The sequence below is a fragment of the Salmonella sp. SAL4457 genome (genome assembly GCF_046548235.1).
Taxonomy (GTDB): domain Bacteria; phylum Pseudomonadota; class Gammaproteobacteria; order Enterobacterales; family Enterobacteriaceae; genus Salmonella; species Salmonella enterica.
The window spans coordinates 1-265 of record NZ_JBGDZO010000643.1; the positions used below are offsets into that span (position 1 = coordinate 1).

Consider the following 265-nt stretch of genomic DNA (forward strand, 5'->3'; position numbering starts at 1 on the left):
TCGTAGGCCCAGCCGAGCATCTTCTGGTTGACCTCGCCGTTGGGCTGGGTGAAAGCCCCCTCGGGCTGGCGGTAGCGGAAGCGCCGGCCGGCGACCGACAGTTCCTCCTCCACATAGTCGCGTCCGACGACGATGCGCTTGCCGCGCGAACGCCCCACCAGGTTCACGCCCAGTTCCGCCGCGAGCTTTTCCGCTGCCTGTCGCCAGGCGTCGTCGATCGGCCGGTGGTAGCAGAGGGTGATCAGCGCGTCGCCGGCCAGGGTGG

The 265-nt window shown here is 69.4% G+C and carries 1 pseudogene; it reads right to left on the reverse strand.

Features of this window, described 5'->3' with window-relative positions:
- A pseudogene (locus ACLJNW_RS25780) lies at nucleotides 1–265 on the reverse strand (tRNA (uridine(54)-C5)-methyltransferase TrmA); the annotation flags it as partial.